The 24,805-nt window shown below is 44.4% G+C and carries 15 protein-coding genes, 22 tRNA genes, 3 rRNA genes and 2 pseudogenes; 4 read left to right on the forward strand and 38 right to left on the reverse strand.

Annotated features, from left to right (window positions below):
• Nucleotides 1-18 precede the first annotated feature (18 nt).
• The 28 genes from FOF60_RS19435 to FOF60_RS19570 form a co-directional block, all read right to left on the reverse strand.
• On the reverse strand, nucleotides 19-1,167 hold the full coding sequence (locus FOF60_RS19435; RefSeq protein ID WP_225650474.1) for a glucose-1-phosphate adenylyltransferase: 1,149 nt from the start codon (nucleotides 1,165-1,167) through the stop codon (nucleotides 19-21).
• Nucleotides 1,085-3,043, reverse strand: coding sequence for a 1,4-alpha-glucan branching protein GlgB (gene glgB, locus FOF60_RS19440; protein WP_192473575.1), 1,959 nt, complete (start codon nucleotides 3,041-3,043; stop codon nucleotides 1,085-1,087). Before glgB ends, FOF60_RS19435 begins: the two co-directional genes overlap by 83 nt.
• 991 nt (nucleotides 3,044-4,034) lie before the next feature.
• A tRNA-Glu gene (locus FOF60_RS19445) sits at nucleotides 4,035-4,106 on the reverse strand.
• A gap of 3 nt (nucleotides 4,107-4,109) precedes the next feature.
• Nucleotides 4,110-4,200 (reverse strand) — tRNA-Ser (locus FOF60_RS19450).
• Between the two features lie 7 nt (nucleotides 4,201-4,207).
• Nucleotides 4,208-4,282 (reverse strand) — tRNA-Asn (locus tag FOF60_RS19455).
• A gap of 13 nt (nucleotides 4,283-4,295) precedes the next feature.
• Nucleotides 4,296-4,369, reverse strand: a tRNA-Ile gene (locus FOF60_RS19460).
• 3 nt (nucleotides 4,370-4,372) lie between these two features.
• Nucleotides 4,373-4,446, reverse strand: a tRNA-Gly gene (locus tag FOF60_RS19465).
• A 12-nt stretch (nucleotides 4,447-4,458) separates the two neighbouring features.
• Nucleotides 4,459-4,531, reverse strand: a tRNA-His gene (locus FOF60_RS19470).
• 37 nt (nucleotides 4,532-4,568) lie between these two features.
• Nucleotides 4,569-4,641, reverse strand: a tRNA-Phe gene (locus tag FOF60_RS19475).
• Nucleotides 4,642-4,779: 138 nt separating this feature from the next.
• Nucleotides 4,780-4,855: transfer RNA gene (locus FOF60_RS19480), tRNA-Asp, on the reverse strand.
• Nucleotides 4,856-4,896: 41 nt separating this feature from the next.
• A tRNA-Met gene (locus tag FOF60_RS19485) sits at nucleotides 4,897-4,970 on the reverse strand.
• Between the two features lie 162 nt (nucleotides 4,971-5,132).
• Nucleotides 5,133-5,225: transfer RNA gene (locus tag FOF60_RS19490), tRNA-Ser, on the reverse strand.
• 19 nt (nucleotides 5,226-5,244) lie between these two features.
• A tRNA-Ile gene (locus FOF60_RS19495) sits at nucleotides 5,245-5,321 on the reverse strand.
• A gap of 39 nt (nucleotides 5,322-5,360) precedes the next feature.
• Nucleotides 5,361-5,437, reverse strand: a tRNA-Met gene (locus FOF60_RS19500).
• A 23-nt stretch (nucleotides 5,438-5,460) separates the two neighbouring features.
• Nucleotides 5,461-5,536: transfer RNA gene (locus tag FOF60_RS19505), tRNA-Ala, on the reverse strand.
• A 15-nt stretch (nucleotides 5,537-5,551) separates the two neighbouring features.
• Nucleotides 5,552-5,628: transfer RNA gene (locus tag FOF60_RS19510), tRNA-Pro, on the reverse strand.
• A gap of 17 nt (nucleotides 5,629-5,645) precedes the next feature.
• Nucleotides 5,646-5,722: transfer RNA gene (locus tag FOF60_RS19515), tRNA-Arg, on the reverse strand.
• Between the two features lie 25 nt (nucleotides 5,723-5,747).
• Nucleotides 5,748-5,836 (reverse strand) — tRNA-Leu (locus FOF60_RS19520).
• A gap of 10 nt (nucleotides 5,837-5,846) precedes the next feature.
• Nucleotides 5,847-5,921: transfer RNA gene (locus FOF60_RS19525), tRNA-Gly, on the reverse strand.
• A 22-nt stretch (nucleotides 5,922-5,943) separates the two neighbouring features.
• Nucleotides 5,944-6,028 (reverse strand) — tRNA-Leu (locus FOF60_RS19530).
• Nucleotides 6,029-6,045: 17 nt separating this feature from the next.
• Nucleotides 6,046-6,121: transfer RNA gene (locus tag FOF60_RS19535), tRNA-Lys, on the reverse strand.
• Between the two features lie 10 nt (nucleotides 6,122-6,131).
• A tRNA-Thr gene (locus tag FOF60_RS19540) sits at nucleotides 6,132-6,204 on the reverse strand.
• Nucleotides 6,205-6,219: 15 nt separating this feature from the next.
• Nucleotides 6,220-6,295, reverse strand: a tRNA-Val gene (locus FOF60_RS19545).
• A gap of 10 nt (nucleotides 6,296-6,305) precedes the next feature.
• Nucleotides 6,306-6,421 (reverse strand): 5S ribosomal RNA (rrf, locus tag FOF60_RS19550).
• Nucleotides 6,422-6,690: 269 nt separating this feature from the next.
• Nucleotides 6,691-9,624 (reverse strand): 23S ribosomal RNA (locus tag FOF60_RS19555).
• Nucleotides 9,625-9,866: 242 nt separating this feature from the next.
• Nucleotides 9,867-11,416 (reverse strand): 16S ribosomal RNA (locus tag FOF60_RS19560).
• Together the 16S, 23S and 5S rRNA genes with 21 tRNA genes alongside form the textbook arrangement of a ribosomal RNA operon.
• Nucleotides 11,417-12,087: 671 nt before the next feature.
• A complete protein-coding gene (locus FOF60_RS19565) occupies nucleotides 12,088-12,627 on the reverse strand; it encodes a GNAT family N-acetyltransferase (protein ID WP_192472239.1) in 540 nt (179 codons plus the stop codon).
• A 9-nt stretch (nucleotides 12,628-12,636) separates the two neighbouring features.
• The gene (locus FOF60_RS19570; RefSeq protein ID WP_192472238.1) at nucleotides 12,637-13,551 is read right to left on the reverse strand and encodes a DMT family transporter; all 915 of its coding nucleotides are present in this window, start codon (nucleotides 13,549-13,551) and stop codon (nucleotides 12,637-12,639) included.
• A gap of 155 nt (nucleotides 13,552-13,706) precedes the next feature.
• Between FOF60_RS19570 and FOF60_RS19575 the strand changes: the two genes are divergently transcribed.
• The 3 genes and pseudogenes from FOF60_RS19575 (at nucleotide 13,707) to FOF60_RS19585 (ending at nucleotide 15,611) form a co-directional block, all read left to right on the forward strand.
• Nucleotides 13,707-14,402: an MgtC/SapB family protein gene (locus FOF60_RS19575; RefSeq protein WP_192472237.1), complete on the forward strand. Its 696-nt coding sequence runs from the start codon at nucleotides 13,707-13,709 to the stop codon at nucleotides 14,400-14,402.
• Nucleotides 14,403-14,508: 106 nt separating this feature from the next.
• A tRNA-Ala gene (locus FOF60_RS19580) sits at nucleotides 14,509-14,581 on the forward strand.
• A 263-nt stretch (nucleotides 14,582-14,844) separates the two neighbouring features.
• Nucleotides 14,845-15,611 (forward strand): annotated as a pseudogene (locus FOF60_RS19585) (alpha/beta fold hydrolase).
• Between the two features lie 52 nt (nucleotides 15,612-15,663).
• Here FOF60_RS19585 and FOF60_RS19590 read toward each other — a convergent pair.
• The 8 genes and pseudogenes from FOF60_RS19590 to FOF60_RS19625 all read right to left on the reverse strand — a co-directional run bounded on the left by FOF60_RS19590 (nucleotide 15,664) and on the right by FOF60_RS19625 (nucleotide 21,667).
• Nucleotides 15,664-16,365, reverse strand: coding sequence for a polysaccharide deacetylase family protein (locus FOF60_RS19590; protein ID WP_192472236.1), 702 nt, complete (start codon nucleotides 16,363-16,365; stop codon nucleotides 15,664-15,666).
• Nucleotides 16,366-16,420: 55 nt separating this feature from the next.
• On the reverse strand, nucleotides 16,421-16,813 hold the full coding sequence (locus FOF60_RS19595; protein WP_192472235.1) for a MarR family winged helix-turn-helix transcriptional regulator: 393 nt from the start codon (nucleotides 16,811-16,813) through the stop codon (nucleotides 16,421-16,423).
• A 200-nt stretch (nucleotides 16,814-17,013) separates the two neighbouring features.
• On the reverse strand, nucleotides 17,014-17,694 hold the full coding sequence (locus FOF60_RS19600) for an adenine nucleotide alpha hydrolase (RefSeq protein ID WP_192472234.1): 681 nt from the start codon (nucleotides 17,692-17,694) through the stop codon (nucleotides 17,014-17,016).
• A gap of 130 nt (nucleotides 17,695-17,824) precedes the next feature.
• Nucleotides 17,825-18,382: a hypothetical protein gene (locus FOF60_RS19605; RefSeq protein ID WP_192472233.1), complete on the reverse strand. Its 558-nt coding sequence runs from the start codon at nucleotides 18,380-18,382 to the stop codon at nucleotides 17,825-17,827.
• Nucleotides 18,383-18,384: 2 nt separating this feature from the next.
• Nucleotides 18,385-19,017, reverse strand: coding sequence for an SCO family protein (locus FOF60_RS19610; RefSeq protein ID WP_192472232.1), 633 nt, complete (start codon nucleotides 19,015-19,017; stop codon nucleotides 18,385-18,387).
• Between the two features lie 304 nt (nucleotides 19,018-19,321).
• Nucleotides 19,322-21,007, reverse strand: coding sequence for a cbb3-type cytochrome c oxidase subunit I (locus tag FOF60_RS19615; RefSeq protein WP_192472231.1), 1,686 nt, complete (start codon nucleotides 21,005-21,007; stop codon nucleotides 19,322-19,324).
• A gap of 15 nt (nucleotides 21,008-21,022) precedes the next feature.
• A pseudogene (locus tag FOF60_RS19620) lies at nucleotides 21,023-21,483 on the reverse strand (cytochrome c oxidase subunit II).
• 16 nt (nucleotides 21,484-21,499) lie between these two features.
• Entirely contained in the window at nucleotides 21,500-21,667 is a 168-nt protein-coding gene (locus FOF60_RS19625; protein ID WP_192472230.1) for a hypothetical protein, read from the reverse strand.
• A gap of 333 nt (nucleotides 21,668-22,000) precedes the next feature.
• Here FOF60_RS19625 and FOF60_RS19630 point away from each other — a divergent pair, with 333 nt between their 5' ends.
• Nucleotides 22,001-22,165: a hypothetical protein gene (locus tag FOF60_RS19630; protein WP_023626813.1), complete on the forward strand. Its 165-nt coding sequence runs from the start codon at nucleotides 22,001-22,003 to the stop codon at nucleotides 22,163-22,165.
• Nucleotides 22,166-22,260: 95 nt separating this feature from the next.
• Here FOF60_RS19630 and opuFB read toward each other — a convergent pair whose 3' ends face one another.
• Together opuFB and FOF60_RS19640 are read right to left on the reverse strand one after the other, a co-directional pair.
• Nucleotides 22,261-23,778, reverse strand: a complete 1,518-nt coding sequence (gene opuFB, locus FOF60_RS19635) for an osmoprotectant update ABC transporter permease/substrate-binding subunit OpuFB (RefSeq protein ID WP_192472229.1) — start codon at nucleotides 23,776-23,778, stop codon at nucleotides 22,261-22,263.
• Nucleotides 23,775-24,722 (reverse strand): ABC transporter ATP-binding protein, encoded by a 948-nt coding sequence (locus FOF60_RS19640; protein WP_192472228.1) that lies wholly within the window; start codon nucleotides 24,720-24,722, stop codon nucleotides 23,775-23,777. Before FOF60_RS19640 ends, opuFB begins: the two co-directional genes overlap by 4 nt.
• Nucleotides 24,723-24,805: the final 83 nt, after the last annotated feature.

The following is a 24,805-nucleotide window of genomic DNA, read 5'->3' on the forward strand; positions in this document are numbered from 1 at the left end:
TTTTCCTCCCGAATCGGTTCAATTGGATTGCAATTCTCCGATTGTTTCTTCAGATACTAGTGTAATGTCATTCGCGCTCTCGCCTGGCTTTATGATTGTTCCATCCGGAACATAGACTCCTGGGGATACAATCGCCTTTTCAATCACACAGTTGTGTCCGATAACAGCATCCGGCATGATTACGGTTTCCTTTACAACTGCTCCCTTTTTTACGGTCACTCCCTGAAAAACGACCGTCCTGGAAACTTCCCCTTCAATTTTGCAGCCCTCATTGACCAGCGACTCAGACACTCCGCCTTCTGGACAAATATATTGAGGTGGCTGGTTAGGGTTCACCGAATAAATACGCCATGAATGATCGAAAAGATTCAATTCGCAGTCCTTATCCAATAAGTCCATATTCGCTTCCCAAAGACTTTGTACTGTCCCTACATCTTTCCAGTAGCCTTTAAAAGGATAGGCAAATAACTTCATATTTTCTTGTATTAACAGAGGAATAATATCCTTGCCGAAATCATGGCTGGATTCAGGGTTCTGGTCATCCCTTATCAGATATTCCCTTAAAACGCTCCATTTAAAAATATAAATCCCCATTGAAGCGAGATTATTTTTCGCCACATCCGGCTTCTCCTCAAATTCAGTGACTCTCAGGTCGGAATCCGTATTCATGATCCCGAAACGATTTGTCTCTTCCCAAGGTACTTCAATGACCGAAATCGTCACATCGGCACCTTTTTCAATATGATAATTAAGCATCAATTCATAATTCATTTTATAAATATGGTCACCGGAGAGAATCAAAACATATTCCGGATCATACTGATCAAGATAATTCAGATTCTGATAAATCGCACTTGCCGTGCCGGAATACCATTTAACTTCGGAACTTTCAGCATAAGGCGGCAGTACGGTCACACCGCCATCCTTCCTGTCGAGGTCCCATGCGCTGCCGATGCCAATATAAGAATTGAGCAAGAGCGGCTGGTATTGTGTTAAAACGCCCACTGTATGGATGCCCGAATTGGTGCAGTTGCTTAATGGGAAATCAATGATTCGGTATTTGCCTCCAAAAGGGACAGCTGGCTTAGCGAGATTCTTCGTCAGTGAGTGCAGCCGGCTTCCTTTTCCTCCTGCCAACAGCATTGCTACGCATTTCTTCTTTTGCATGATTGTTTCTCCCCTTTCTTTTTATAACAGGACGTAAAACTGAGATTCCGAATGGAGAAATACTCATCTCTATAGAATATGGCCTTCCATGGAAGGCTATTTCTTCAGCTTTCAAAACTTTTTTGTTTATTACGCCTGAACCGCCAAAGTCTGCAGCATCGCTGTTCAAAATTTCTCGATATTCGCCAGGCTTCGGTACACCGATTCGATAATCGCTATATACCTTCTCTGTAAAATTGCAAACAATGACCAGAAGTTCTTCAGGATTCTTCCCTTTTCGGATAAAAGAAAAAATCGACTGATCCCGATTATCAGCATCGATCCACTCAAAGCCTTCATAGCTTTGGTCAACCTCATACAATGGTTTTGATCTCTTATACAATTTGATTAGTTCCTTATTGTAATGATTCATTTTTGCATGCATTTCATAATCGAGGAGATTCCAATCAAGCTGCTCCCTGTCTTTCCATTCCGAAAACTGCCCAAATTCAGTACCCATGAATGTCAGCTTCTTTCCAGGATGTGCAGTCATGAACCCAAGCAATAGTCTAAGCTGTGCGAACTTTTGCCAGTAATCGCCCGGCATCTTATCAAGAAGCGATTTCTTCCCGTGAACAACTTCATCATGTGAAAAAGGCAGGACAAAATTCTCTGAGAATGCATAAAGCAGCGAAAAAGTAACCTTATCATGTATATGCTTCCTGTTATGGGATTCTTCCTCCATATACTTCAAGGTGTCATTCATCCATCCCATGTTCCACTTGTATGTAAAACCAAGACCGCCATACTCCACGGGAGCTGTCACCTGCGGCCAATCAGTCGAGTCTTCGGCGATCATCAATGCCCCTGGCTCAAAATCTTTTACCGCTTTATTCAGCTTCTTTAAAAACTCCACTCCATACTGGTTCGCTGCCTGGATTGAATTTGGCCAGTAGATGATATTAGCCACCGCATCAACCCTGAAGCCATCGATATGATATTTTTCCAGCCAGAAAAGGGCGCTCGAAATCAGAAAGCTCTGGACCTCCGTTTTTCCGAGGTCAAAATTGGCTGTTCCCCAAACCTGGTTCTCACGATCATTCTCCCGCTGATATTCAAACACATAGCTGCCATCAAATTGGTACAGACCGTGGGCATCTTTACAAAAATGCCCCGGAATCCAATCAAGGATGACACCAATGTTGTTTTGATGACACATATCAACGAAATACATGAAATCATGAGGCGTACCATATCGGCTCGTAACTGAAAAATAACCTGTAGATTGATAGCCCCAGGAAATGTCGAGCGGATGCTCAGTTAGTGGCAATAATTCAATATGTGTGTATCCATGCGCAACAATATATGGGATCAATTCATCAACAAGCTCACGATATGTAAGGAACGAACCGTTATCATGCTTCTTCCAGGAACCCACATGAAGCTCATATATGAACATCGGCTCGTCGAGAGTAGTCCGTTTTTCACGCTTTTGCAGCCACTTTTGGTCTTCCCATTTATAGTCATCCAATGAGTAGACAATCGAAGCCGTATTTGGCCTTACTTCCGAGAAAAATGCATAAGGATCTGATTTGAGCAATCGCTCACCCGACGCCGTTACAAGCTCATATTTATAAATGGAACCGGTCAAGTCACCCTCCAGAGCGAGCTGCCAGACACCCTCCTGATTGACTTTATGAAACTCGTGCCCACGTCCATCCCAATTATTAAAATTACCTGTTAGCCTTACCTGAGTCGCATTTGGAGCCCACACACAAAATCGAGTATATGTTTCAGTTCCATTTTTCATGACATGTGCTCCAAATAAATTGTAGCTCTGGAACAGATTCCCTTCATGGAACAAATGCAATTCAAACTCAGTAGGATTAATCACCATTGCCCTCCACCTGCCTTTTGTAAAACTAAAGAAACTGCCTATTTCAGTAGTATTCTAGTTACCTTAAGGAATTCCTTGTAAACATTTTTTTAATATTTCGACAATAATACTTAGAAAGAATTAAATTTCGACAAAACCACTAAAATGGTAGCGCTTTAATGTACTAAATCTTCCAATTACGCGAAATTTGGAGAACGAAAGTTCAAAAATGAATAATGATTCATTAGAAAGATTAGTTGAATTTATTAGGTTTGATAGAGGAAATAGGAGAAAAAATGTTTTCCACTGATAACGTTTTCATCTTTTTGGAGGAAGTGACTTGTGTCGTGATTCTAAATTTAAGTGAGGATCCTAGGTTGGAGTTGCTATGACATGGAGCTAGCAGTATTGTGTGGGTAGCTAAGTAAGGGCATTTTGATTGAGTCTGTTATGAAACACGTATTATTTGGCTTTACTCTCGCTTATTCGGACATTATAATAATCCCCAACACTACTACTTTATGTGACGGGATTTCTCTTCCTATCACTGACCGGGCATATACCTCTTCGTATGTTACCGGTTTTGAACTTGTCTCTCATAACGAGGTACATATTTCTTCTTTTTGTTACCGGTTTTGAACTTGTCTCTCATAACGGGGCACATATTTCTTCTTTATGTTACCGGTTTTGAACTTGTCTCTCATAACGAGGCACATATTTCTTCTTTATGTTACCGGTTTTGAGCCAGAATCTTCATAAGTGGGAATAAACTAATTTTGTTACCGGTTTTACCTTTACCTCCTTAACCAGTCACATAATGTTTTTTTCTTGCACCACTAACCGGGCAATAATATATTAGCCACTTTTAAACAGCTTATTTCTTTCTTAGTGCATGCTGCTTGATGTATTGAAAGATAGCAATTCAAAAGTACATTTGGATTAAATACCTGGAATCCAAAATTACATGAAAATGAAAAAAAGCCGTTAGCATAATTGCTAACAGCTTTTCTTATGACCCCTACGGGATTCGAACCCGTGTTACCGCCGTGAAAGGGCGGTGTCTTAACCGCTTGACCAAGGGGCCTTATGGCGGAGAAGGAGGGATTTGAACCCTCGCGCCGGTTACCCGACCTACACCCTTAGCAGGGGCGCCTCTTCAGCCTCTTGAGTACTTCCCCAGAAATATGGCTCCGCAGGTAGGATTCGAACCTACGACCGCTCGGTTAACAGCCGAGTGCTCTACCACTGAGCTACTGCGGAATAATATAAAAAATGGGCCTAAGTGGACTCGAACCACCGACCTCACGCTTATCAGGCGTGCGCTCTAACCAGCTGAGCTATAGGCCCTCATGGAGCGGGTGATGGGAATCGAACCCACTACATCAGCTTGGAAGGCTGAGGTTTTACCAGTAAACTACACCCGCATATAAAAAAGGGGCGACTGATGGGAATCGAACCCACGAATGTCGGAACCACAATCCGATGCGTTAACCACTTCGCCACAATCGCCATATCTATAATTGCATTTCATTTAAATTAAATAAGGTGGCTCAGGACGGAATCGAACCGCCGACACAAGGATTTTCAGTCCTTTGCTCTACCGACTGAGCTACTGAGCCACTATAATATTGTTGCCTAAACTTTGACTTATTTAAGTCCTTTGCTCGAATGACTTTCGGTCTTTCTCGCAGATTGCCGCAGAAGCTTATTCAGGAAGTGAGCAATCTGCTCTACCGACTGAGCTACTGAAATAAAAATGGCGGTCCCGACCGGGATCGAACCGGCGATCTCCTGCGTGACAGGCAGGCATGTTAACCGCTACACCACGGGACCAGGATCTTTTCAAGTGCAGTACTTGAAAAGAACTTAATTGATTGCGGGGGCAGGATTTGAACCTGCGACCTTCGGGTTATGAGCCCGACGAGCTACCGGACTGCTCCACCCCGCGACGATATTAATTACATAATTTTGTTGATGCTCTAAGTGAGCATGGACTGTCCCGATCTCAGGAAGCTTACTCAAGTAGCAGCTCGATCGGTACAACTCGCAGCATATTCAGTGAAGTAACGCTCGTTGCTCCACCCCGCGACGATACTATTTAATAAAATTATGGAGGAGGTAGAGGGATTCGAACCCCCGCGCGGTGTTACCCGCCTGTCGGTTTTCAAGACCGATCCCTTCAGCCAGACTTGGGTATACCTCCGTATGAAAATCAAGTAAAATGGTGGACCTTGTAGGACTCGAACCTACGACCGGACGGTTATGAGCCGTCTGCTCTAACCAGCTGAGCTAAAGGTCCAGGATATCCTAGATTGAATAGGTTCAACCAGATTAAAATTGGTAGCGGCGGAGGGGATCGAACCCCCGACCTTACGGGTATGAACCGTACGCTCTAGCCAGCTGAGCTACACCGCCAAATTATTATTTTTTAAAACTTATGGTGGAGCCTAGCGGGATCGAACCGCTGACCTCCTGCGTGCAAGGCAGGCGCTCTCCCAGCTGAGCTAAGGCCCCAAATTATAAAAAGGATGGTCGGGAAGACAGGATTCGAACCTGCGACCCCTTGGTCCCAAACCAAGTGCTCTACCAAGCTGAGCTACTCCCCGATAAAGAGAAAATATAATGGCACGCCCGAAAGGAGTCGAACCCATAACCTTCTGATCCGTAGTCAGACGCTCTATCCAATTGAGCTACGGGCGCATATTTAGTACATTAGCTAACTTGGTGGTGCCGAGGACCGGAATCGAACCGGTACGGTAGTCACCTACCGCAGGATTTTAAGTCCTGTGCGTCTGCCAGTTCCGCCACCCCGGCTTAGGAACTATGGAGCGGAAGACGGGATTCGAACCCGCGACCCCAACCTTGGCAAGGTTGTATTCTACCACTGAACTACTTCCGCATTATATTGCTTTTTGAAGAAATGGTGCGGGTGAAGGGAGTCGAACCCCCACGCCTTGCGGCGCCAGATCCTAAGTCTGGTGCGTCTGCCAATTCCGCCACACCCGCATATTATTTCAAAAAAGTGGTGAGCCATGAAGGACTCGAACCTTCGACCCTCTGATTAAAAGTCAGATGCTCTACCGACTGAGCTAATGGCTCGTACAAAAGGTGCCGGCAAGAGGACTTGAACCCCCAACCTACTGATTACAAGTCAGTTGCTCTACCAATTGAGCTACACCGGCATGGTGAGTAAATAATGGTGGAGGATGACGGGATCGAACCGCCGACCCTCTGCTTGTAAGGCAGATGCTCTCCCAGCTGAGCTAATCCTCCATTTGAAACTGCCCGGCGACGTCCTACTCTCACAGGGGGAAACCCCCAACTACCATCGGCGCTGAGAAGCTTAACTTCCGTGTTCGGTATGGGAACGGGTGTGACCTTCTCGCCATCGTCACCAGACATTTTTTAAAGACAATATCTATTATACTGTCTTTTATGCATTTTGCAAGAGAAAAATTAAGTAAGTTTTTCACTTAATGAAAAGCTTTTATTCCCTCAAAACTAGATAATGTGTAAGAAGAATTCAAGAAAAACGAGTAATCAATGTCCAGTTTCGGCTCCTAGCCTCTCGAGATTGCTTCGGTCCATCCGCTGAAGTCAAAGAACGACTTCAACTGCTGGCCCTCCAGCACTTGTCGAGGCTGAACAGTCGCCTACACTTTTCGTTTTTGGTTAAGTCCTCGAACGATTAGTATCAGTCAGCTCCACACGTCACCGCGCTTCCACCTCTGACCTATCAACCTGATCATCTTTCAGGGTTCTTACTAGCTTGCGCTATGGGAAATCTCATCTTGAGGGGGGCTTCATGCTTAGATGCTTTCAGCACTTATCCCGTCCGCACATAGCTACCCAGCGATGCCTTTGGCAAGACAACTGGTACACCAGCGGTGCGTCCATCCCGGTCCTCTCGTACTAAGGACAGCTCCTCTCAAATTTCCTGCGCCCACGACGGATAGGGACCGAACTGTCTCACGACGTTCTGAACCCAGCTCGCGTACCGCTTTAATGGGCGAACAGCCCAACCCTTGGGACCGACTACAGCCCCAGGATGCGATGAGCCGACATCGAGGTGCCAAACCTCCCCGTCGATGTGGACTCTTGGGGGAGATAAGCCTGTTATCCCCGGGGTAGCTTTTATCCGTTGAGCGATGGCCCTTCCATGCGGAACCACCGGATCACTAAGCCCGACTTTCGTCCCTGCTCGACTTGTAGGTCTCGCAGTCAAGCTCCCTTGTGCCTTTACACTCTGCGAATGATTTCCAACCATTCTGAGGGAACCTTTGGGCGCTCCGTTACTCTTTAGGAGGCGACCGCCCCAGTCAAACTGCCCACCTGACACTGTCTCCCGCCCCGATCAGGGGCGTGGGTTAGAATTTCAATACAGCCAGGGTAGTATCCCACCGACGCCTCCACCGAAGCTGGCGCTCCGGTTTCTCAGGCTCCTACCTATCCTGTACAAGCTGTACCAAAATTCAATATCAGGCTACAGTAAAGCTCCACGGGGTCTTTCCGTCCTGTCGCGGGTAACCTGCATCTTCACAGGTACTATAATTTCACCGAGTCTCTCGTTGAGACAGTGCCCAGATCGTTACGCCTTTCGTGCGGGTCGGAACTTACCCGACAAGGAATTTCGCTACCTTAGGACCGTTATAGTTACGGCCGCCGTTTACTGGGGCTTCGATTCAGAGCTTCGCGTGAGCTAACCCCTCCTCTTAACCTTCCAGCACCGGGCAGGCGTCAGCCCCTATACTTCGCCTTGCGGCTTCGCAGAGACCTGTGTTTTTGCTAAACAGTCGCCTGGGCCTATTCACTGCGGCTCATCCGGGCTATTCACCCAAATGAGCACCCCTTCTCCCGAAGTTACGGGGTCATTTTGCCGAGTTCCTTAACGAGAGTTCTCTCGCTCACCTTAGGATTCTCTCCTCGCCTACCTGTGTCGGTTTGCGGTACGGGCACCTTTTATCTCGCTAGAGGCTTTTCTTGGCAGTGTGGAATCAGGAACTTCGGTACTATATTTCCCTCGCTGTCACAGCTCAGCCTTCACGCAAGCGGGATTTGCCTCACTTGCAGCCTAACTGCTTAGACGCGCATATCCAACAGCGCGCTTACCCTATCCTCCTGCGTCCCCCCATTGCTCAAACGATAAAGAGGTGGTACAGGAATATCAACCTGTTGTCCATCGCCTACGCCTTTCGGCCTCGGCTTAGGTCCCGACTAACCCTGAGAGGACGAGCCTTCCTCAGGAAACCTTAGGCATTCGGTGGATGGGATTCTCACCCATCTTTCGCTACTCATACCGGCATTCTCACTTCTAAGCGCTCCACCAGTCCTTACGGTCTGACTTCAACGCCCTTAGAACGCTCTCCTACCACTGACATCTAAGATGTCAATCCACAGCTTCGGTGATACGTTTAGCCCCGGTACATTTTCGGCGCAGAGTCACTCGACCAGTGAGCTATTACGCACTCTTTAAATGGTGGCTGCTTCTAAGCCAACATCCTGGTTGTCTAAGCAACTCCACATCCTTTTCCACTTAACGTATACTTTGGGACCTTAGCTGGTGGTCTGGGCTGTTTCCCTTTTGACTACGGATCTTATCACTCGCAGTCTGACTCCCACGGATAAGTCTTTGGCATTCGGAGTTTGTCTGAATTCGGTAACCCGATGAGGGCCCCTAGTCCAAACAGTGCTCTACCTCCAAGACTCTTACAACGTGAGGCTAGCCCTAAAGCTATTTCGGAGAGAACCAGCTATCTCCAAGTTCGATTGGAATTTCTCCGCTACCCACACCTCATCCCCGCACTTTTCAACGTGCGTGGGTTCGGGCCTCCAGTTGGTGTTACCCAACCTTCACCCTGGACATGGGTAGATCACCTGGTTTCGGGTCTACGACCACATACTCATTCGCCCTATTCAGACTCGCTTTCGCTGCGGCTCCGTCTTCTCAACTTAACCTTGCATGTAATCGTAACTCGCCGGTTCATTCTACAAAAGGCACGCCATCACCCATGAACGGGCTCTGACTACTTGTAGGCACACGGTTTCAGGATCTCTTTCACTCCCCTTCCGGGGTGCTTTTCACCTTTCCCTCACGGTACTGGTTCACTATCGGTCACTAGGGAGTATTTAGCCTTGGGAGATGGTCCTCCCAGCTTCCGACGGGATTTCTCGTGTCCCGCCGTACTCAGGATCCACTCAGGAGGGAACGAAGTTTCAACTACAGGGTTTTTACCTTCTCTGACGGGCCTTTCCAGACCACTTCATCTACCCCGTTCCTTTGTAACTCCATGTTGAGTGTCCTACAACCCCAAGAGGCAAGCCTCTTGGTTTGGGCTATGTCCCGTTTCGCTCGCCGCTACTCAGGGAATCGCGTTTGCTTTCTCTTCCTCCGGGTACTTAGATGTTTCAGTTCCCCGGGTCTGCCTTCAATGCCCTATGTATTCAGGCAAAGATACTGTTCCATTACGAACAGTGGGTTTCCCCATTCGGAAATCTCCGGATCAAAGCTTACTTACAGCTCCCCGAAGCATATCGGTGTTAGTCCCGTCCTTCATCGGCTCCTAGTGCCAAGGCATCCACCGTGCGCCCTTTCTAACTTAACCGTATGACATAAATGTCATGGTTGTTTGTTTCTCTATTAAATAGAGAGAAAAACTAAAATGGCGATCACTCGGTTTTTTCTTGGTTCTTCTTACTTACGATTATCTAGTTTTCAAGGAACAAAAAAGCTTTGAGAGAATTGCTCCCTCAAAACTAAACAAACAAGCGTACAACTATGTGGATTACATCCACAGTACGAATCGAAAGATTCGCATTCCGATTGCCTTTACGGCAATATCCTTAGAAAGGAGGTGATCCAGCCGCACCTTCCGATACGGCTACCTTGTTACGACTTCACCCCAATCATCTGTCCCACCTTAGGCGGCTGGCTCCAAAAGGTTACCCCACCGACTTCGGGTGTTACAAACTCTCGTGGTGTGACGGGCGGTGTGTACAAGGCCCGGGAACGTATTCACCGCGGCATGCTGATCCGCGATTACTAGCGATTCCGGCTTCATGCAGGCGAGTTGCAGCCTGCAATCCGAACTGAGAATGGATTTATGGGATTGGCTCGACCTCGCGGTTTTGCGGCCCTTTGTTCCATCCATTGTAGCACGTGTGTAGCCCAGGTCATAAGGGGCATGATGATTTGACGTCATCCCCACCTTCCTCCGGTTTGTCACCGGCAGTCACCTTAGAGTGCCCAACTGAATGCTGGCAACTAAGATCAAGGGTTGCGCTCGTTGCGGGACTTAACCCAACATCTCACGACACGAGCTGACGACAACCATGCACCACCTGTCACTCTGTCCCCCGAAGGGGAACGCCCTATCTCTAGGGTTGTCAGAGGATGTCAAGACCTGGTAAGGTTCTTCGCGTTGCTTCGAATTAAACCACATGCTCCACCGCTTGTGCGGGCCCCCGTCAATTCCTTTGAGTTTCAGCCTTGCGGCCGTACTCCCCAGGCGGAGTGCTTAATGCGTTTGCTGCAGCACTAAAGGGCGGAAACCCTCTAACACTTAGCACTCATCGTTTACGGCGTGGACTACCAGGGTATCTAATCCTGTTCGCTCCCCACGCTTTCGCGCCTCAGCGTCAGTTACAGACCAGAGAGCCGCCTTCGCCACTGGTGTTCCTCCACATCTCTACGCATTTCACCGCTACACGTGGAATTCCGCTCTCCTCTTCTGCACTCAAGTTCCCCAGTTTCCAATGACCCTCCCCGGTTGAGCCGGGGGCTTTCACATCAGACTTAAGGAACCGCCTGCGCGCGCTTTACGCCCAATAATTCCGGACAACGCTTGCCACCTACGTATTACCGCGGCTGCTGGCACGTAGTTAGCCGTGGCTTTCTGGTTAGGTACCGTCAAGGTACCGGCAGTTACTCCGGTACTTGTTCTTCCCTAACAACAGAACTTTACGACCCGAAAGCCTTCATCGTTCACGCGGCGTTGCTCCGTCAGACTTTCGTCCATTGCGGAAGATTCCCTACTGCTGCCTCCCGTAGGAGTCTGGGCCGTGTCTCAGTCCCAGTGTGGCCGATCACCCTCTCAGGTCGGCTACGCATCGTTGCCTTGGTGAGCCGTTACCTCACCAACTAGCTAATGCGCCGCGGGCCCATCTGTAAGTGACAGCCGAAACCGTCTTTCAGCTTTCCCTCATGTGAGGGAAAGGATTATCCGGTATTAGCTCCGGTTTCCCGAAGTTATCCCAGTCTTACAGGCAGGTTGCCCACGTGTTACTCACCCGTCCGCCGCTGATCTTCAAAAGCAAGCTAATGAAGATCCGCTCGACTTGCATGTATTAGGCACGCCGCCAGCGTTCGTCCTGAGCCAGGATCAAACTCTCCAAAAAAGAGTTATGAGTTTAGCTCATAAGTTAAAACGTTGGCTCATGATCTTCTATATATAGAAGCCATGATAATTTATTGTTTGTTGACGCTTGTTTGTTTAGTTTTCAAAGAGCAAGTTGTTCAGTTCGTCGCCCAGAAGCGACTTTATTAATATAACACGCTGATTTGTTATTGTCAACATCGTTTTTTGTTTTTCTTTTTCGTAAAAACCGATGTTTGATTTTCAATTCAACGTTGTTTTCCTGAAGCGAGATTAAATATACCATGGATAAAATATGTTTGCAATATAATTTTAAAAGAATTTTTCACAAGATGAGAACCCTTTTCAGGTTTTCCGAGTTTCTTCTTAATTAAATGTTTTTATAATAATTTCTTACAAGTCCTCATATAATGCTTTGGACAAACTATTTTACAGAGGTGATCTTACTTGCTGCAATCAATTGCACTATATCTATCATTATCTATGGCAATTCTTTTATTTAGCATTGCCTATATTGAAGCCATTAAAATTGCAAACACTGAAGGAAAGGTTCACGGAGGAACTCTTATTTTAAGCTCTGTCTGTGCATTATTATTTTCAAGGTTCACTTACCTATTCATTTAAAAACATTAAAAAATCCCCTCTATGAAGGGGATTTTTTTGTTTACACCTTAAGTTCTCGCATCTATACTCTTACAGTTTTTCTCTAGCAGCCTGGGAAAGCAGTTTTAAATCTGTCCACATATATGCTACTTCGATATATTCTCTGCCTGCAATTCTCACAACTTCTTCCCCAGCTTTTTGCGGCTTAAGGTTCTCATAAAATTTCCGGCTTTCATTATCGGCTAACACCCACACGAGGATGGATTCGTAATTTTGCGCCAGCAAATCATCCAGACCGGCTTGCAGCAGCCTCAGGCCCAGTTTTCCTCTTTGATACTCTTTAAGGATATAAATCGCGTACAATTCTCCATCGGCTTTAAAATTCCTTGATCTTTCTTTTCCAAAAGATGCAAAGCCTACTATTTCCCCTTCTGGATTAACAGCGACAAAAACCGGAGAGATATTAGCACTTTGTGATAAGCTATTTTCCCATAAAGGTTTCCGGTCCTCCACCTTTAAAGAATCCAAGTAATCCTGGCTTATAATCCCCTGATAAGTTTCTTGCCAGCTTCTGACATGAACCCTGGCAATTCCGCTCGCATCATCTTTTGTTGCCTTTCTAATCTGCACATACATCCCCTACCCAGATATTGATTTGATTTCGGCTTGATTTTTCAGCTTCATCTTTCTTTCATCTACTAAAAACAATGTTATGCCTGCAATAACAACTAGTCCTCCGATAATCTGTGTCCAAATGACTTTTTCACCCAGCAGATAGAAGGCAAGTACGGTTGCGCCAACCGGTTCGAAAAGTATCGCCATCGAAATAACTGAGGCGCTAATCCATTTTATTGACCAGTTGAACAGTGTATGGCCAAGCAGAGTTGGGATCAGAGCGAGGAGAATAAAGTAAACCCAATCGCTCGTAGGATATGGATAGAACGAGTCACCAACAGCTATTACATAGAAGAACAATGTAATTGAACTGATGCTATAGACGATAAAGGTATAGGTTATTAAAGACATCCTCTTCCTGACTGTTTGGCCAAATAAAAGGTATACGGTTACCAACGCACAGGCTACAATCGCCAAAAAGTCCCCAAAAAGAGCACTTCCACTGATTTTAAAATCACCCCAGCTGATGATGACGCTGCCGCCAATCGCAATCACACCGCTTAAAATTGCCTTAGCCGAAACACGCTCTTTAAAGAATAGATAAGCGCCCACAAATGCGAATAAAGGCTGAAGGGTGACCAGCACGGTTGAGCTCGCTACCGAGGTATAGTTTAATGATTCAAACCAGAGGATAAAATGGAAGGCCAGAAATATCCCGGCTATTCCGGTGAATACCCAATCCCGTTTCGTAATAAGACGAAGTTCTGAAACATACTTTATAAGAAACACCGGCAGCATTAATAGTACAGAAAAGAATAATCGATAAAAGGCTATGACACCAGACGGCGCGGATGAGACCTTGACCAGGATCGCAGAAGTTGAGACTGCCACGACACCGATTGCTACCGCCATATACGGATTTACTTTAGGTGATTGCATTTCTATTCTCCTTTAAGTTACACAATGTGAATTAAATGTATTTTACAATGAATTCGAACTTTTATCTTGAATTAAATTTTATTTTTTAATAAAAAGTTTAGTCCGTGATTTTTAGGGAAAGTAAATACATCTTATTTAGGGGCAGGAGAAATGACATGTTCTTTTCAATTGATATGGAAATACTGCTTAAGTTGGGGATATCCGCATTCTTGGGCCTGGTGATCGGGCTCGAACGGGAGATTAAAAGAAAACCGGTGGGACTTAAAACAAGCCTGGTTATATCGATCGTAAGCTGTCTTTTGACGATTGTATCAAGTGAGTCGGCTTATATGTTCCCTGGGGATGAAGACGTAAATATCACGATGGATCCGCTCCGTTTAGCAGCACAAATCGTCTCAGGGATAGGTTTCCTAGGTGCCGGGGTTATTTTACGAAGAGGGAACGACACAATTTCAGGTCTGACCACGGCAGCGATGATTTGGGGTGCCGCTGGTATCGGGATCACGGTTGGTGCAGGTTTTTACTGGGAAGCCATTGCTGGTGTTGCTTTACTCATTGTGAGTGTGGAATTCATACCGTTCCTGATGACTTTCATAGGTCCCAGGCAATTAAGGGAAAAAGAGATCCGTCTGCAGTTCAATGTCAATAGCCGGGAAAGCATTGCCGATATTATTACAAGGATCAAAGAAGAAAAAATCTCGTTGAAAAACGTCCGTATTAAGGATCTTGCAGAGGGAAACCAGCTGGTGCAATTGATTGTAACCGTGGACTTCCGCAGAAAGACGACGGATGTGTATGAAACGGTGTCGGAAATCGACGGAATCAACCGGGTTGAAATTGAAGGTTTGTAGGGGAAAAGCCGCTTAATGCGGCTTTTTTAGTTTGTACATAAAATTTTGTCTTGCATGTACGGGAAGATGGTTATATAATCTTTCTTGTACCTTATCTATTAGATATGGGGGATTAGCTCAGCTGGGAGAGCGCAACGCTGGCAGCGTTGAGGTCAGGGGTTCGAGCCCCCTATTCTCCACTTACTAAAAAAGCCGTCAAACCAATTGGGTTGACGGTTTTTTTCATTACTGATTATCTTATTCAATGAAGGGATAACACTTTATAAATACTCCTCTCTATATCCTTTTTCTGTTTCCCATACCCAACCAATATGCATTTTTTTAATAAAATAAGGAAAAATATTCATCGAGCCCTTCAGTAAACTTTATAAGACAGTCTAAACCCTTCCTGATTCAGACAATTTGGTTAAAGAATCTAATATTTAATTGAGGTGCCAAGTACATGCCAATGCTGAATATGAAAAATACCAGCCTGTATTATACTGTAAATGAAGCGGAACTCCGATCGTTTTTATCCATCCTCCAGTATTGACTTCAGTAAACTTCCAATATCAATTAGAAGAACTCTCAAAAAGTTTTCAAATCATTACTTTTGATATTAGGGGACACGGAAAAAGTCCATACTCGCCAGAACCTATAACCTATCCACTGATTATTAAGGATATCATTCGACTATTGGACCATCTTAATATAGACAAAGCGTTTATATGCGGATATTCGACGGGCGGTTCTATTGTTTTGGAATTCATGCTGACGTTCCCAGAGAGAGCTTTGGGAGGAATTTCGGTTGGGGCAATGCCCGATGTAAATGACGATTATTTGAGAAGGAAGATTTCTATAGCAATCAAGCTTTCAAGCAAAGGGGCTATAAACTTGTTGGCCTGGTCCATCTCCTGGAGTAATTCAAATAATATGAAGTTGTTTAAAAATATGTTTTCAGAAGCTAAAAAAGGGGATTACCGCAACATCGAGCAATATTACCGCTATAGTCTAAAATACAATTGTGTCAATCGGCTGCATGAGATTAATCTGCCTATCATGCTGGTTTATGGCAAGAAGGATAAGCCCTTTCACTCTTATGCAAGGCAATTGCATGAAAAATTGCCCCAAAACGAACTGCATTTTATTGAGAATGTTGACCACCGTATCCCGACTAAGGCTGCCAAGGAATTTAACCAGCTAATTTCACAATTTTTAAATAAAAAATGACAGGTATCTAACTATAGGTACCTGTCACCATTCTTGTAAAATCAACTTTATGTCATTCACTATTCTGAAGTTCGTTTACCGTAATAAATCTATACCCCTCTTCACTCAATGTCTCCAAGATTCCCTCAAGTGTTTTAAGCTCTTCACCTGTCTCATCGTACATCGGATGCAGCAGGATGATGGATCCCGGTTTTACATTGTTATTAATGTAATTTATTTTCTCGGAGGATTTGGTGTAATAGGTATCAGGCTCGAGATTCCAGGTGATCGTGTCGATACTTTGCTGGTCCAGGTAATAAGGAAGGGCGAGCAGTTTTTTCCCATTAGGCGGCCGGAAGTCAATTTCACCCTCATAACCGGCTTCTAATATCAGCGTATTGGTTTTCTCGATTTCTTTTTTTATAAAGGAAGAGGATTTCAACACCATTCTGTTGTGGGAGTATGTGTGATTTCCAATTTGATGACCGGCCCTGGCGATCATCTGTGCTGCTTCTGGATTTTTTTCGATTTCATTGCCAATCAGGAAGAATGTTGCCTTGGCATCGTACTTTTCTAGTATTGGCAAGATGTCTGCCACTTGGTGTGTAGGACCATCATCAAAAGTTAAAGCGACCACTTTTTCTTCAGTTTCCACTTGTGATGTCAGTCCGCCGAACAATTGAAATGTCCTGGAATTCATTAATTTATAAGTACCTAGTAAAAGAAGGATTAATACTATAGTTAAAGTTCCAAAATAGATGATTCTTTTTTTCATAAGTTACCCCTTAATAAACTAATTTTCTTCAGTTGTGTATATTCCTGCTTTAGATTCAGAGCTTCTCCTTAAACAACCCGATCCTCTTTATTTCTTCAAGATGAATCTCGGACAGGCCCTCGAGGATTTCCATTCCTTTATGTGTTACATCTACAAAGACACTCCGCCCGTCTTCCGGGTTTTTCCTCCGTGAGACGAGTCCTGATTTTTCGCAGCGGTCAATCAGGCCGACACATGAATGATGGGTGATTTGCATACGTTCTGCCAGCTCGCTCGGTGTAGCATAATCTCTTTCCGGGTACCCTTTTATGGCTAGCATCAATTGATGCTGCTGGGCTGTGATCCCCATATTTTCTGCTGCTGTTTCACTGAATTTCTGGAACTTCCTCAATTGGTATCGAAACTCAGCAAGGTACTCATATACGTCTTTACTAAGCAAAAATTCCACCTTACTTTCTTATTGATAAATATATCTTAACACGATATAATTAAAATACAAAATATCGTAATACGATATTTCCATCTAAATAAAGGGGTGCTTTTTATGGATTTTTTACATTATCTATCTCCAAACTCTATTTCAGGAGTCATTATTTTTCTAGCCGGCAGCATATTAACCATTTACTTGAACATTAAAGTTTATAAGCTTTAATTCGGGATTAAATCTATAAACAGGAATCGATCTTTTTTAGTAAAATAATCCTTTGTCACTTTTTCCTCACCTAATCTATAGTTGATAGGGAATGCAAAGTTAGGACCATCGAATACAAATGAATGGAATTCTCCATTTTCTCCGCAAATATCAAGGTCTTTTGGATATTCCCTGATAAACTTCCTGTCATATACTTTGCCTGCATAAGATGGGGCCAGCCTTAGTAAATCAACACAGGTTAAGACCGTTTTGAATCCAAGATCAACAAAATCACGGCTTACTGCCTCCACCGGTATACCCCAGAGCGGAAAAACAGGGGTTAATCCTGATGCCGAAAATAATTTCTCCCGATATTCCCGAACATCCTGAAGATGTATGTCCCCAAAAGCGATATGGGTAACTCCATCTTCTGTCATACCAGCCATAGCTTTCCCCATTATTTCTTGATACTTTTCATCCGGACAATCCTGCGGAAGCCAGACCTCTCTTAACGGAATTCCCAATGACTGAGACTGGAGCTTCAACAGCTCATAGCGGACTCCATGAATCGATACGCGGTCGAATCCTTCTGTCAGGGTCACGAGTAATGAATCAACCTCGAAATCAGGGTTGTTTTGTATTTTATATAATGCCAGCGTAGAGTCCTTCCCGCCACTGAATGAGATTGCTATTTTCATTATGGTCCTCCTATACCCTGATTCGCCTTCACCCGGTGATGTCAAAAATTGAGACAATGACCGCTTCTAATAGAATACTACCTTATTATACTCACTGTGAAAAGTTGCAAAATGGACATGGAGGCAATCACTACTCATATAATGACGGATCCACGACTGCCGCATAGATTAAGTAAATCACCATACAGATCGCCATCGTGATGAATCCCCAGCCGAGAATGATTTGGTCAACTACTAAGTAACTATTGCAAAGCTGATCGTTCGCTTGAATATATAGCCAGCCCATACCTAAGAATATCACTGTAAAAAATGCAATCGTATAATTCTTCCGATTCTTGCTGAGTTTTTTCCAGGAATCTCTTAGAGGTACTCCTGCGAGGAATGGCAAACTGATAAACTTGAATAATTCTACACTATTTACAGTCAAGGCTTCATCCATTGTGCGCGGCAGCATCCAATAACCCATTATGATGACAAAAAGAAGAATCCCTGGGATGCCATCTTGATTATATTTTGAAAAGAAATGAGGAAAGCGCTGCTGGAAAAACTGTCCCATGAAAAATCCAGCGATCACCAGCATCGGCATCTGCATATGCATGTGGATGATCATGACCGATTCCATTAAGTTTGCAACAGGAGGAAGCATTAAACTTATTAAAAGGACGAGCCCGAACAGAAACTGATTCATCTTTATTTCCCCCTGTCTGCTTCTAAAGTTTCTTTCAACTTATCTGCTGCCTCTTTTACCTTCGTAAAATCCATTAAATCCACTAGTGCGCCTTGCCGGTCCACTAAATAAAACGCTGAATTATGCGCGAAGTTCCCATTTCCATCTGGAATCACAATGACGCCAAACTTCTCCAGCAAGTTATCTAACTGAACCTGGTCAGGAATCCTTGCCATTCTCCATGTCTCCCCATCACTTCCGAATAAATCCTTATACCTGTTTAACGTAGCAGGATTATCATTGCTCGGGTCAAAGCTTATGCTTAAAAAGACAACCTCTTTGCCTAGATATTCATTGGGAAGCAGATCGTACACCTGGGACATATTTTCTTCTAGTTTGATGCATATCGTAGTGCAGCCTGTATAAATAAAAGTGATAAATACATACTTACCTTCGAATTCAGATATAGAGTAGGTCCGACCCTCACTATCCTCAAAGGTTACTTGTGGAAACTGGGGCTGTTCCTCAACCAGCTTTGTCACTCTTGCTGTCTCTGCTGTATAAGCAGTGAATCCGTCTGTTCCTGTATAATATAAAAGCAGTCCAAATACCAAAACAACTATACAAGATACGGTCGTTTGCCGATTTTTGATCAAATTGATCACATCCCATTTTTTCAGTTGTGGCTCTTCTAAAGACCCCGATTTCACATATCGTATTGATTTGAAAGAGATAGCCCTGAATCAGGAGCTATCTCTTTGCTTAGTTTTTAAGAAAGTAAGAAGGTTTTTGCACTGAGATTGGTGTCCAGCTCCAGCGCCTACCCCCTCGAGTCGTTTGTCTAGCTGCGGCTCCTAACTCCTCGAGACGCTTCGGTCCTGCCAATGAAGTCAAAGAGCGACTTCACTGTCAGGCCCTCCAGCGCTTGTCGGAGTTGGGCAGTCGCCTCCGCTTTTCTTTTTACCATGTTTTAAATGGCGGCGACCCAGGAGGTGCATTCATAATCATGTCTGCGATTGGCAACACATATGCCATTGAAACGACCAACAGCATGAGTACAACCCAGATTCCCCAGCGCTCTGTCCAGTATGGAGTTTTCGCCGCTCCTGCTTCCTCTTCGGCAATTGGGAATTCTGTTACTCCCTTTGGTGCAAAGAACATGAGGTTGAACACTGCATAAACTTGAAGGATGACGGCAATCAGCAAGAAGCTTGCTCCTATGCCTACAGCTGCCATATAAGGATTCCAGCCAAGTTTTTCTGCAAATTCCCCATAGGTGGTGAATGAAGTTCTCCTTGGTGAACCGAAGAGACCTACAGCATGCATGGAAATCGACATGATCACCATGCCTATAGTCCAAATAATTGTTTGAATCACGCCCAATCTATTCATGGCAGGAGACAGCACCCGTTTTGATAGATATGGAACGAGCCAGTAACTGATGCCGAAGAATGTCATGATGACAGACATACCAAGTGTCAAATGGAAGTGGCCTACCACCCACATCGTGTTGTGTACAACCTGATCCAATTGGTTCGTGCTTTGTGCAATTCCGCCGGCTCCAGCCGGAATGAATGCTACCATGGCGATAAACGGCGACAGGAATCGTACATCTCCCCATGGCATCTTTTTATACCAGCCAACTAAACCTTTCCCGCCTTTCGCTCTTGCTGTACGTTCAAATACCCTGAACATTGCATATGCGGTCATTAATGAAGGGAACCCAATAGCAAGGCTCATGAATACGTGCATATATTTGATGGACTCCGAAATACCAGGGTCAATGATCTGATGGTGGAATCCGCCTGTGATGTTCATGATCACTAGCGGAATGACAACCATACGAGTCAAAAGATCATTCCAACGGTTTCCGCCGATTATTTTTGGTACGATTACATACCATGCTGAGACAGCTGTCAGATACCAAATGTTAACGGCAGTATGGCCGAATGCCCAGAAAAGTGTACGCGCCAGCAATACGTTTATGCCATCAGTCCAGCCAAGTGTCCATGGAATGATCATGAAAAGGACTTCTACTGCAACAAAAGCTGTTGCGCCGACTAACAGGACGAAGACACCAGTTGCAAAGAAGGCGAGGATTGGGAGGTGTTGTCCCTTATGATTCCTTCTCCAGTTCGCAACCTGAGTAAATGCTCCGGCGGAAAGCATCCAGATGCCCAATACAATGAATACCAAACCAAAGTAAAACATTGGTGATGCAGCCATTGGCGGATAGAAGGTGTACATGACAGATGCTTCATTTTTTAAAATCGGAATGACGACCAAAACAAAACCGAAAATCTTCATCCAAAAGCCAATCCATGCCATTTTCCTTACTTTAGGCAATAATCCTCCCAGTGTGTGAGAGAGTCCGGCATAAAAATACCCAATCGTGAAAAACGCGGACAATACAACTACTAACAGGATTCCATGGGCTGTCAGCACCTGGTAATAGTTAAGCCATGGCGGCAATTGCAGGACACCAGCCCGATTGAGACCTTGCAGCAAGCCTAGGAAACCGCCAAGCAGCAAAGCGATAAATGCGATAGATAAGTATGATTTCGAGATTCTTGCATCTTCCTCGCTGATTCCTAATATCTGATTGGTTTTATGTTTAAATGAAGTTGATTTTAATGCAGACTGCATATTCTTTCCCCCCTTTTATTTAACGATGATTTTCGTGCTCATGGCCTGGTGCCCTGCACCGCAATATTCATTACACAGAACCAAATATTCACCTGGTTCATCAAACTTCTGTGATATCTTTTGGATATGTCCCGGCATAACCATTGCGTTCAAATTCGTATTTGCCACCTGGAAACCGTGAACAACATCCTTGGACGTTAACGTGAAGTGGACAGTTGATCCAGCAGGGATTTCGATTTCCATCGGTGTAAAACTAAACACCTGAAGGGTCATGACGACTTCATACTCATTTTCGCCAATTTGTTTTATTCCCGGCTCGTCAAACGGAGCTGTTTGATCGACCTTTTGGGGATCAATCGTTTCTTTATGGCTTGGCGGCCCCATTCCCAATGCCACTGCCTGGTACCCAGTAAAATCATGAACCCCATAATCATTCCAAAACTTAAAAACAGCCAGATCTTTTCATCCAAATGCATTTCTTCTCTCCCCCTTCTAAACTCTTGCCATATAGAGTCCAAATAGAATAAAGTACGTAGCAAGAATGACCGCTCCTACTACTCCAACTGATATCCAGGTTCCTACTTTCGATTTGTTGCCACTGGCAACCTCTCCGATTTCTTCCTGAACTTCTGCCTGGGCCTTTCTGTCTGTCACTTTCAACCAAATCCCCTCCTTTGATTTCTTACTTTCATCTTAATTGCGAATGATTATCAACGTAGTGAGTCAAATCACATATAAAACCCCTGGGAGTACTATAAATTAATCTTTTTTTTTCAAAACAACAAAAACCCTCGCTTCATTCATCGAGGGTTTAAAAAAATTACTTGTAATGTTCATACGCTTGGGGGGCGAACCCCTTATGTAGTTCAGAATGAGTTTATTAGTTTTCAAAAGAGGGTAAACAATCATCTATCAAGAAAGCCAGCTTCGGTTTTTCCATTACGGGATTTTTATATTTCCAAACACATAAATAGTACAACAGGAGGATTTCATATGTTTAAGGATATTTTAACTTCAGAAGAACATAATTTAGTGAAAGAATTAAAAATGAAGGTTATAGATGTGGATAATAAGAATGAAAGAGAATCCATTCACGGCGAAATCAATGCGATTTTTGAACAGGCGAAAACTCGCTTTCTATCGAGTATAAATAACTAGTCGGTCTTCAACTGTAAAAGAGGCAGAAAAACCAATTGGTTTTTCTGCCTCTTGTCTTTATCGATACCTTTCTTAACTGATGTTCCTAAATTTATTTATTTCAATAATCCAGCTTCTCTTAAATACTCCCGTGCTGTCTCCTCAGCGGATTTCCCTTCTACATTCACCTGGTAATTCATTTTTCGCATTTCGTCATCGGTGATTTTACCGGCCAGCTTGTTGAGTGCTTTGACGATTTCGGGATATACCTCTGCTGTTTCAGCTCTCATGAGAGGGGCTCCCTGGTATGGAGGGAATAAGTTTTTATCATCTTCAAGCACGATGAGCTTATATCGCTGGAGCTCGCTGTCGGTTGAGTAGGCATCCACAAGGTTTATCTCACCATTTTTAATCGCCCTGTACCTCAGTTTCGGTTCCATCGTAATCAGGCTTGGCAGGTTTAGGCCATAGAGCTTTTGGATCCCTTTGTATCCATCTTCGCGATCTGAAAATTCAAGTGTGAAGCCTGCTTTCAGCGAGGATTCAATTGTTTTTAGATCCGAGATGGTTTTCAGGTTATTTTCTTCAGCAAAGTCTTCAGGAACAGCTAACGCATAGGTATTGTTATAGTCCATTGGCTGAAGCATTTCCATATCGAACTCTTTTTTCATCCCTTCTCTTGCCTGCTGGTATACTTCTTCCCTGTTTGTGCTGCTGGCTGTTTCTTTTAAAAATTCCGAAATAGCCGTGCCAGTGAATTCAGGATAGATGTCGATATTGCCGTTTTCCAATGCTGTAAAAACAAACGATGTCTTTCCCAGTCCAGGTTTCAACTGGACAGTATGGTCCGTTTCTTCTTCAATTAGAAGTTTATACATATTGATTAAGATCTCTGGTTCGGAACCTAGTTTTCCTCCAATGACAATCTCGTCTTCATATTTCTCGCCTAAAAATGGAATGACCATTATGAAAAGGACTGCTAAGGATAAGGCACCAATGGTGATAAGAGATTTTTTAAAGGAAACCGTTTCGAACCTCCTAAGCACGAGGTCGAACAGGATGGCAAGCAAGGCAGCAGGTATTGCGCCAAGAACGATTAATGCCGTGTTGTTCCTGTCGATTCCAAGAAGGATCAGGTCGCCCAAACCGCCCGCTCCAATCAGCGCGGCAATCGTAGCAGTTCCGACAATCAAGACCATCGCTGTTCGGATTCCCGCCATGATGACCGGCATCGCCAATGGGAGTTCAACTTTGAGCAAACGGCGCTTGCTGTTCATTCCCATGCCCCGGGCGGCTTCAATTAATGATGGATCCACCTCATTGATTCCTGTATATGTATTTCTTAGTATCGGCAGTAGCGCGTATGCCACAAGGGCAATGATTGCAGGGACCTTGCCAATCCCGAATAAAGGAATCAACAATCCAAGGAGCGCAAGGGATGGAATCGTCTGGAGGATCGCAGTAACCCCAATGATTCCTTCTGAAATCCGCTTCCTTCTAGTCAGGAAAATCCCGAGAGGAATGGCGATTAAGACTGCAAAAAACAGCGCAATAAAGGAAATTTGCATATGTTCAAGCAGTGCACTTAACAGCTCGTCTTTTCTATCTGTAAAAGTGGAAATCCAGCTGTTCATTTAATCCCCTCCATCTGCCGGGATAAGATCCTGATCATTCCCTGTCTATCTATAGTGCCGATTAACTCACCTTTTACTTCAACTGCCAGCTGTTCTTGCTCGCTCAATAAGCCGAGGATTTCATTGATCGGAACACTAGAGGAAATGACAGTAAGATGGTCCATTTCCCCTGGATTTGCAGGCTTGACACCTTCACGGATATCCACGGTTTTTGCCTGAGCCTGGTCAATCCCGACAAATTCACGTACAAAGTCATTCGCCGGCTGTTGGAGCAGTTCTTCCGGAGTTCCTGTCTGGACAACTTCTCCATTCTTCATCAGGCAAATCCGTTCTCCGAGCTTTAGTGCTTCACTCATATCATGTGTCACAAATACGATGGTTTTCTTTATGTTTTTTTGCAGTTCGATAAGATCATCCTGTAGCTTCTCCCTGCTCAGGGGATCCAGTGCGCTGAATGGCTCGTCCATTAAAATAATCGGCGGGTTTGCGGCAAGTGCACGGGCCACGCCAATTCTTTGCTGCTGTCCTCCGGATAGTTCATGAGGAAGTCTTTTACGATACGTTTCCGGTTCAAGTCCGACCATATGCAGCAATTCATCAATGCGTTGATTGATCTCTTTCTGTCCCCATCCTTTCATTTCCGGAACAACCGCAATATTTTCTTCAATCGTCATATGCGGAAATAAGGCAATTTGCTGAAGGACATACCCGATATCCCAGCGCAGCTCGTGAATATCATAGTCACTGATTTTCTTATCCTTGATTTTAATGTAGCCCTCCGTAAGAGGAATCAACCGATTGATCATTTTTAAAGTTGTCGTTTTACCGGAGCCGCTTGGACCAATCAGGACAAGCAGTTCCCCTTCCTTGATATGTAAATTAAAATTCTTTACCGCGAAGGTTCCATCATCATATCTTTTCGATACATTTTCAAAGCTGATCACTTTTTCACCCCTAAGTCTCTGTTCATCTTTTCTTATAAGATATTGTTAACTCTATGAAGATTTCTTATTTTTAGTTAGGCTTT

This window comes from Mesobacillus jeotgali (assembly GCF_014856545.2).
In the GTDB taxonomy this organism is placed as follows: Bacteria; Bacillota; Bacilli; order Bacillales; family Cytobacillaceae; genus Mesobacillus.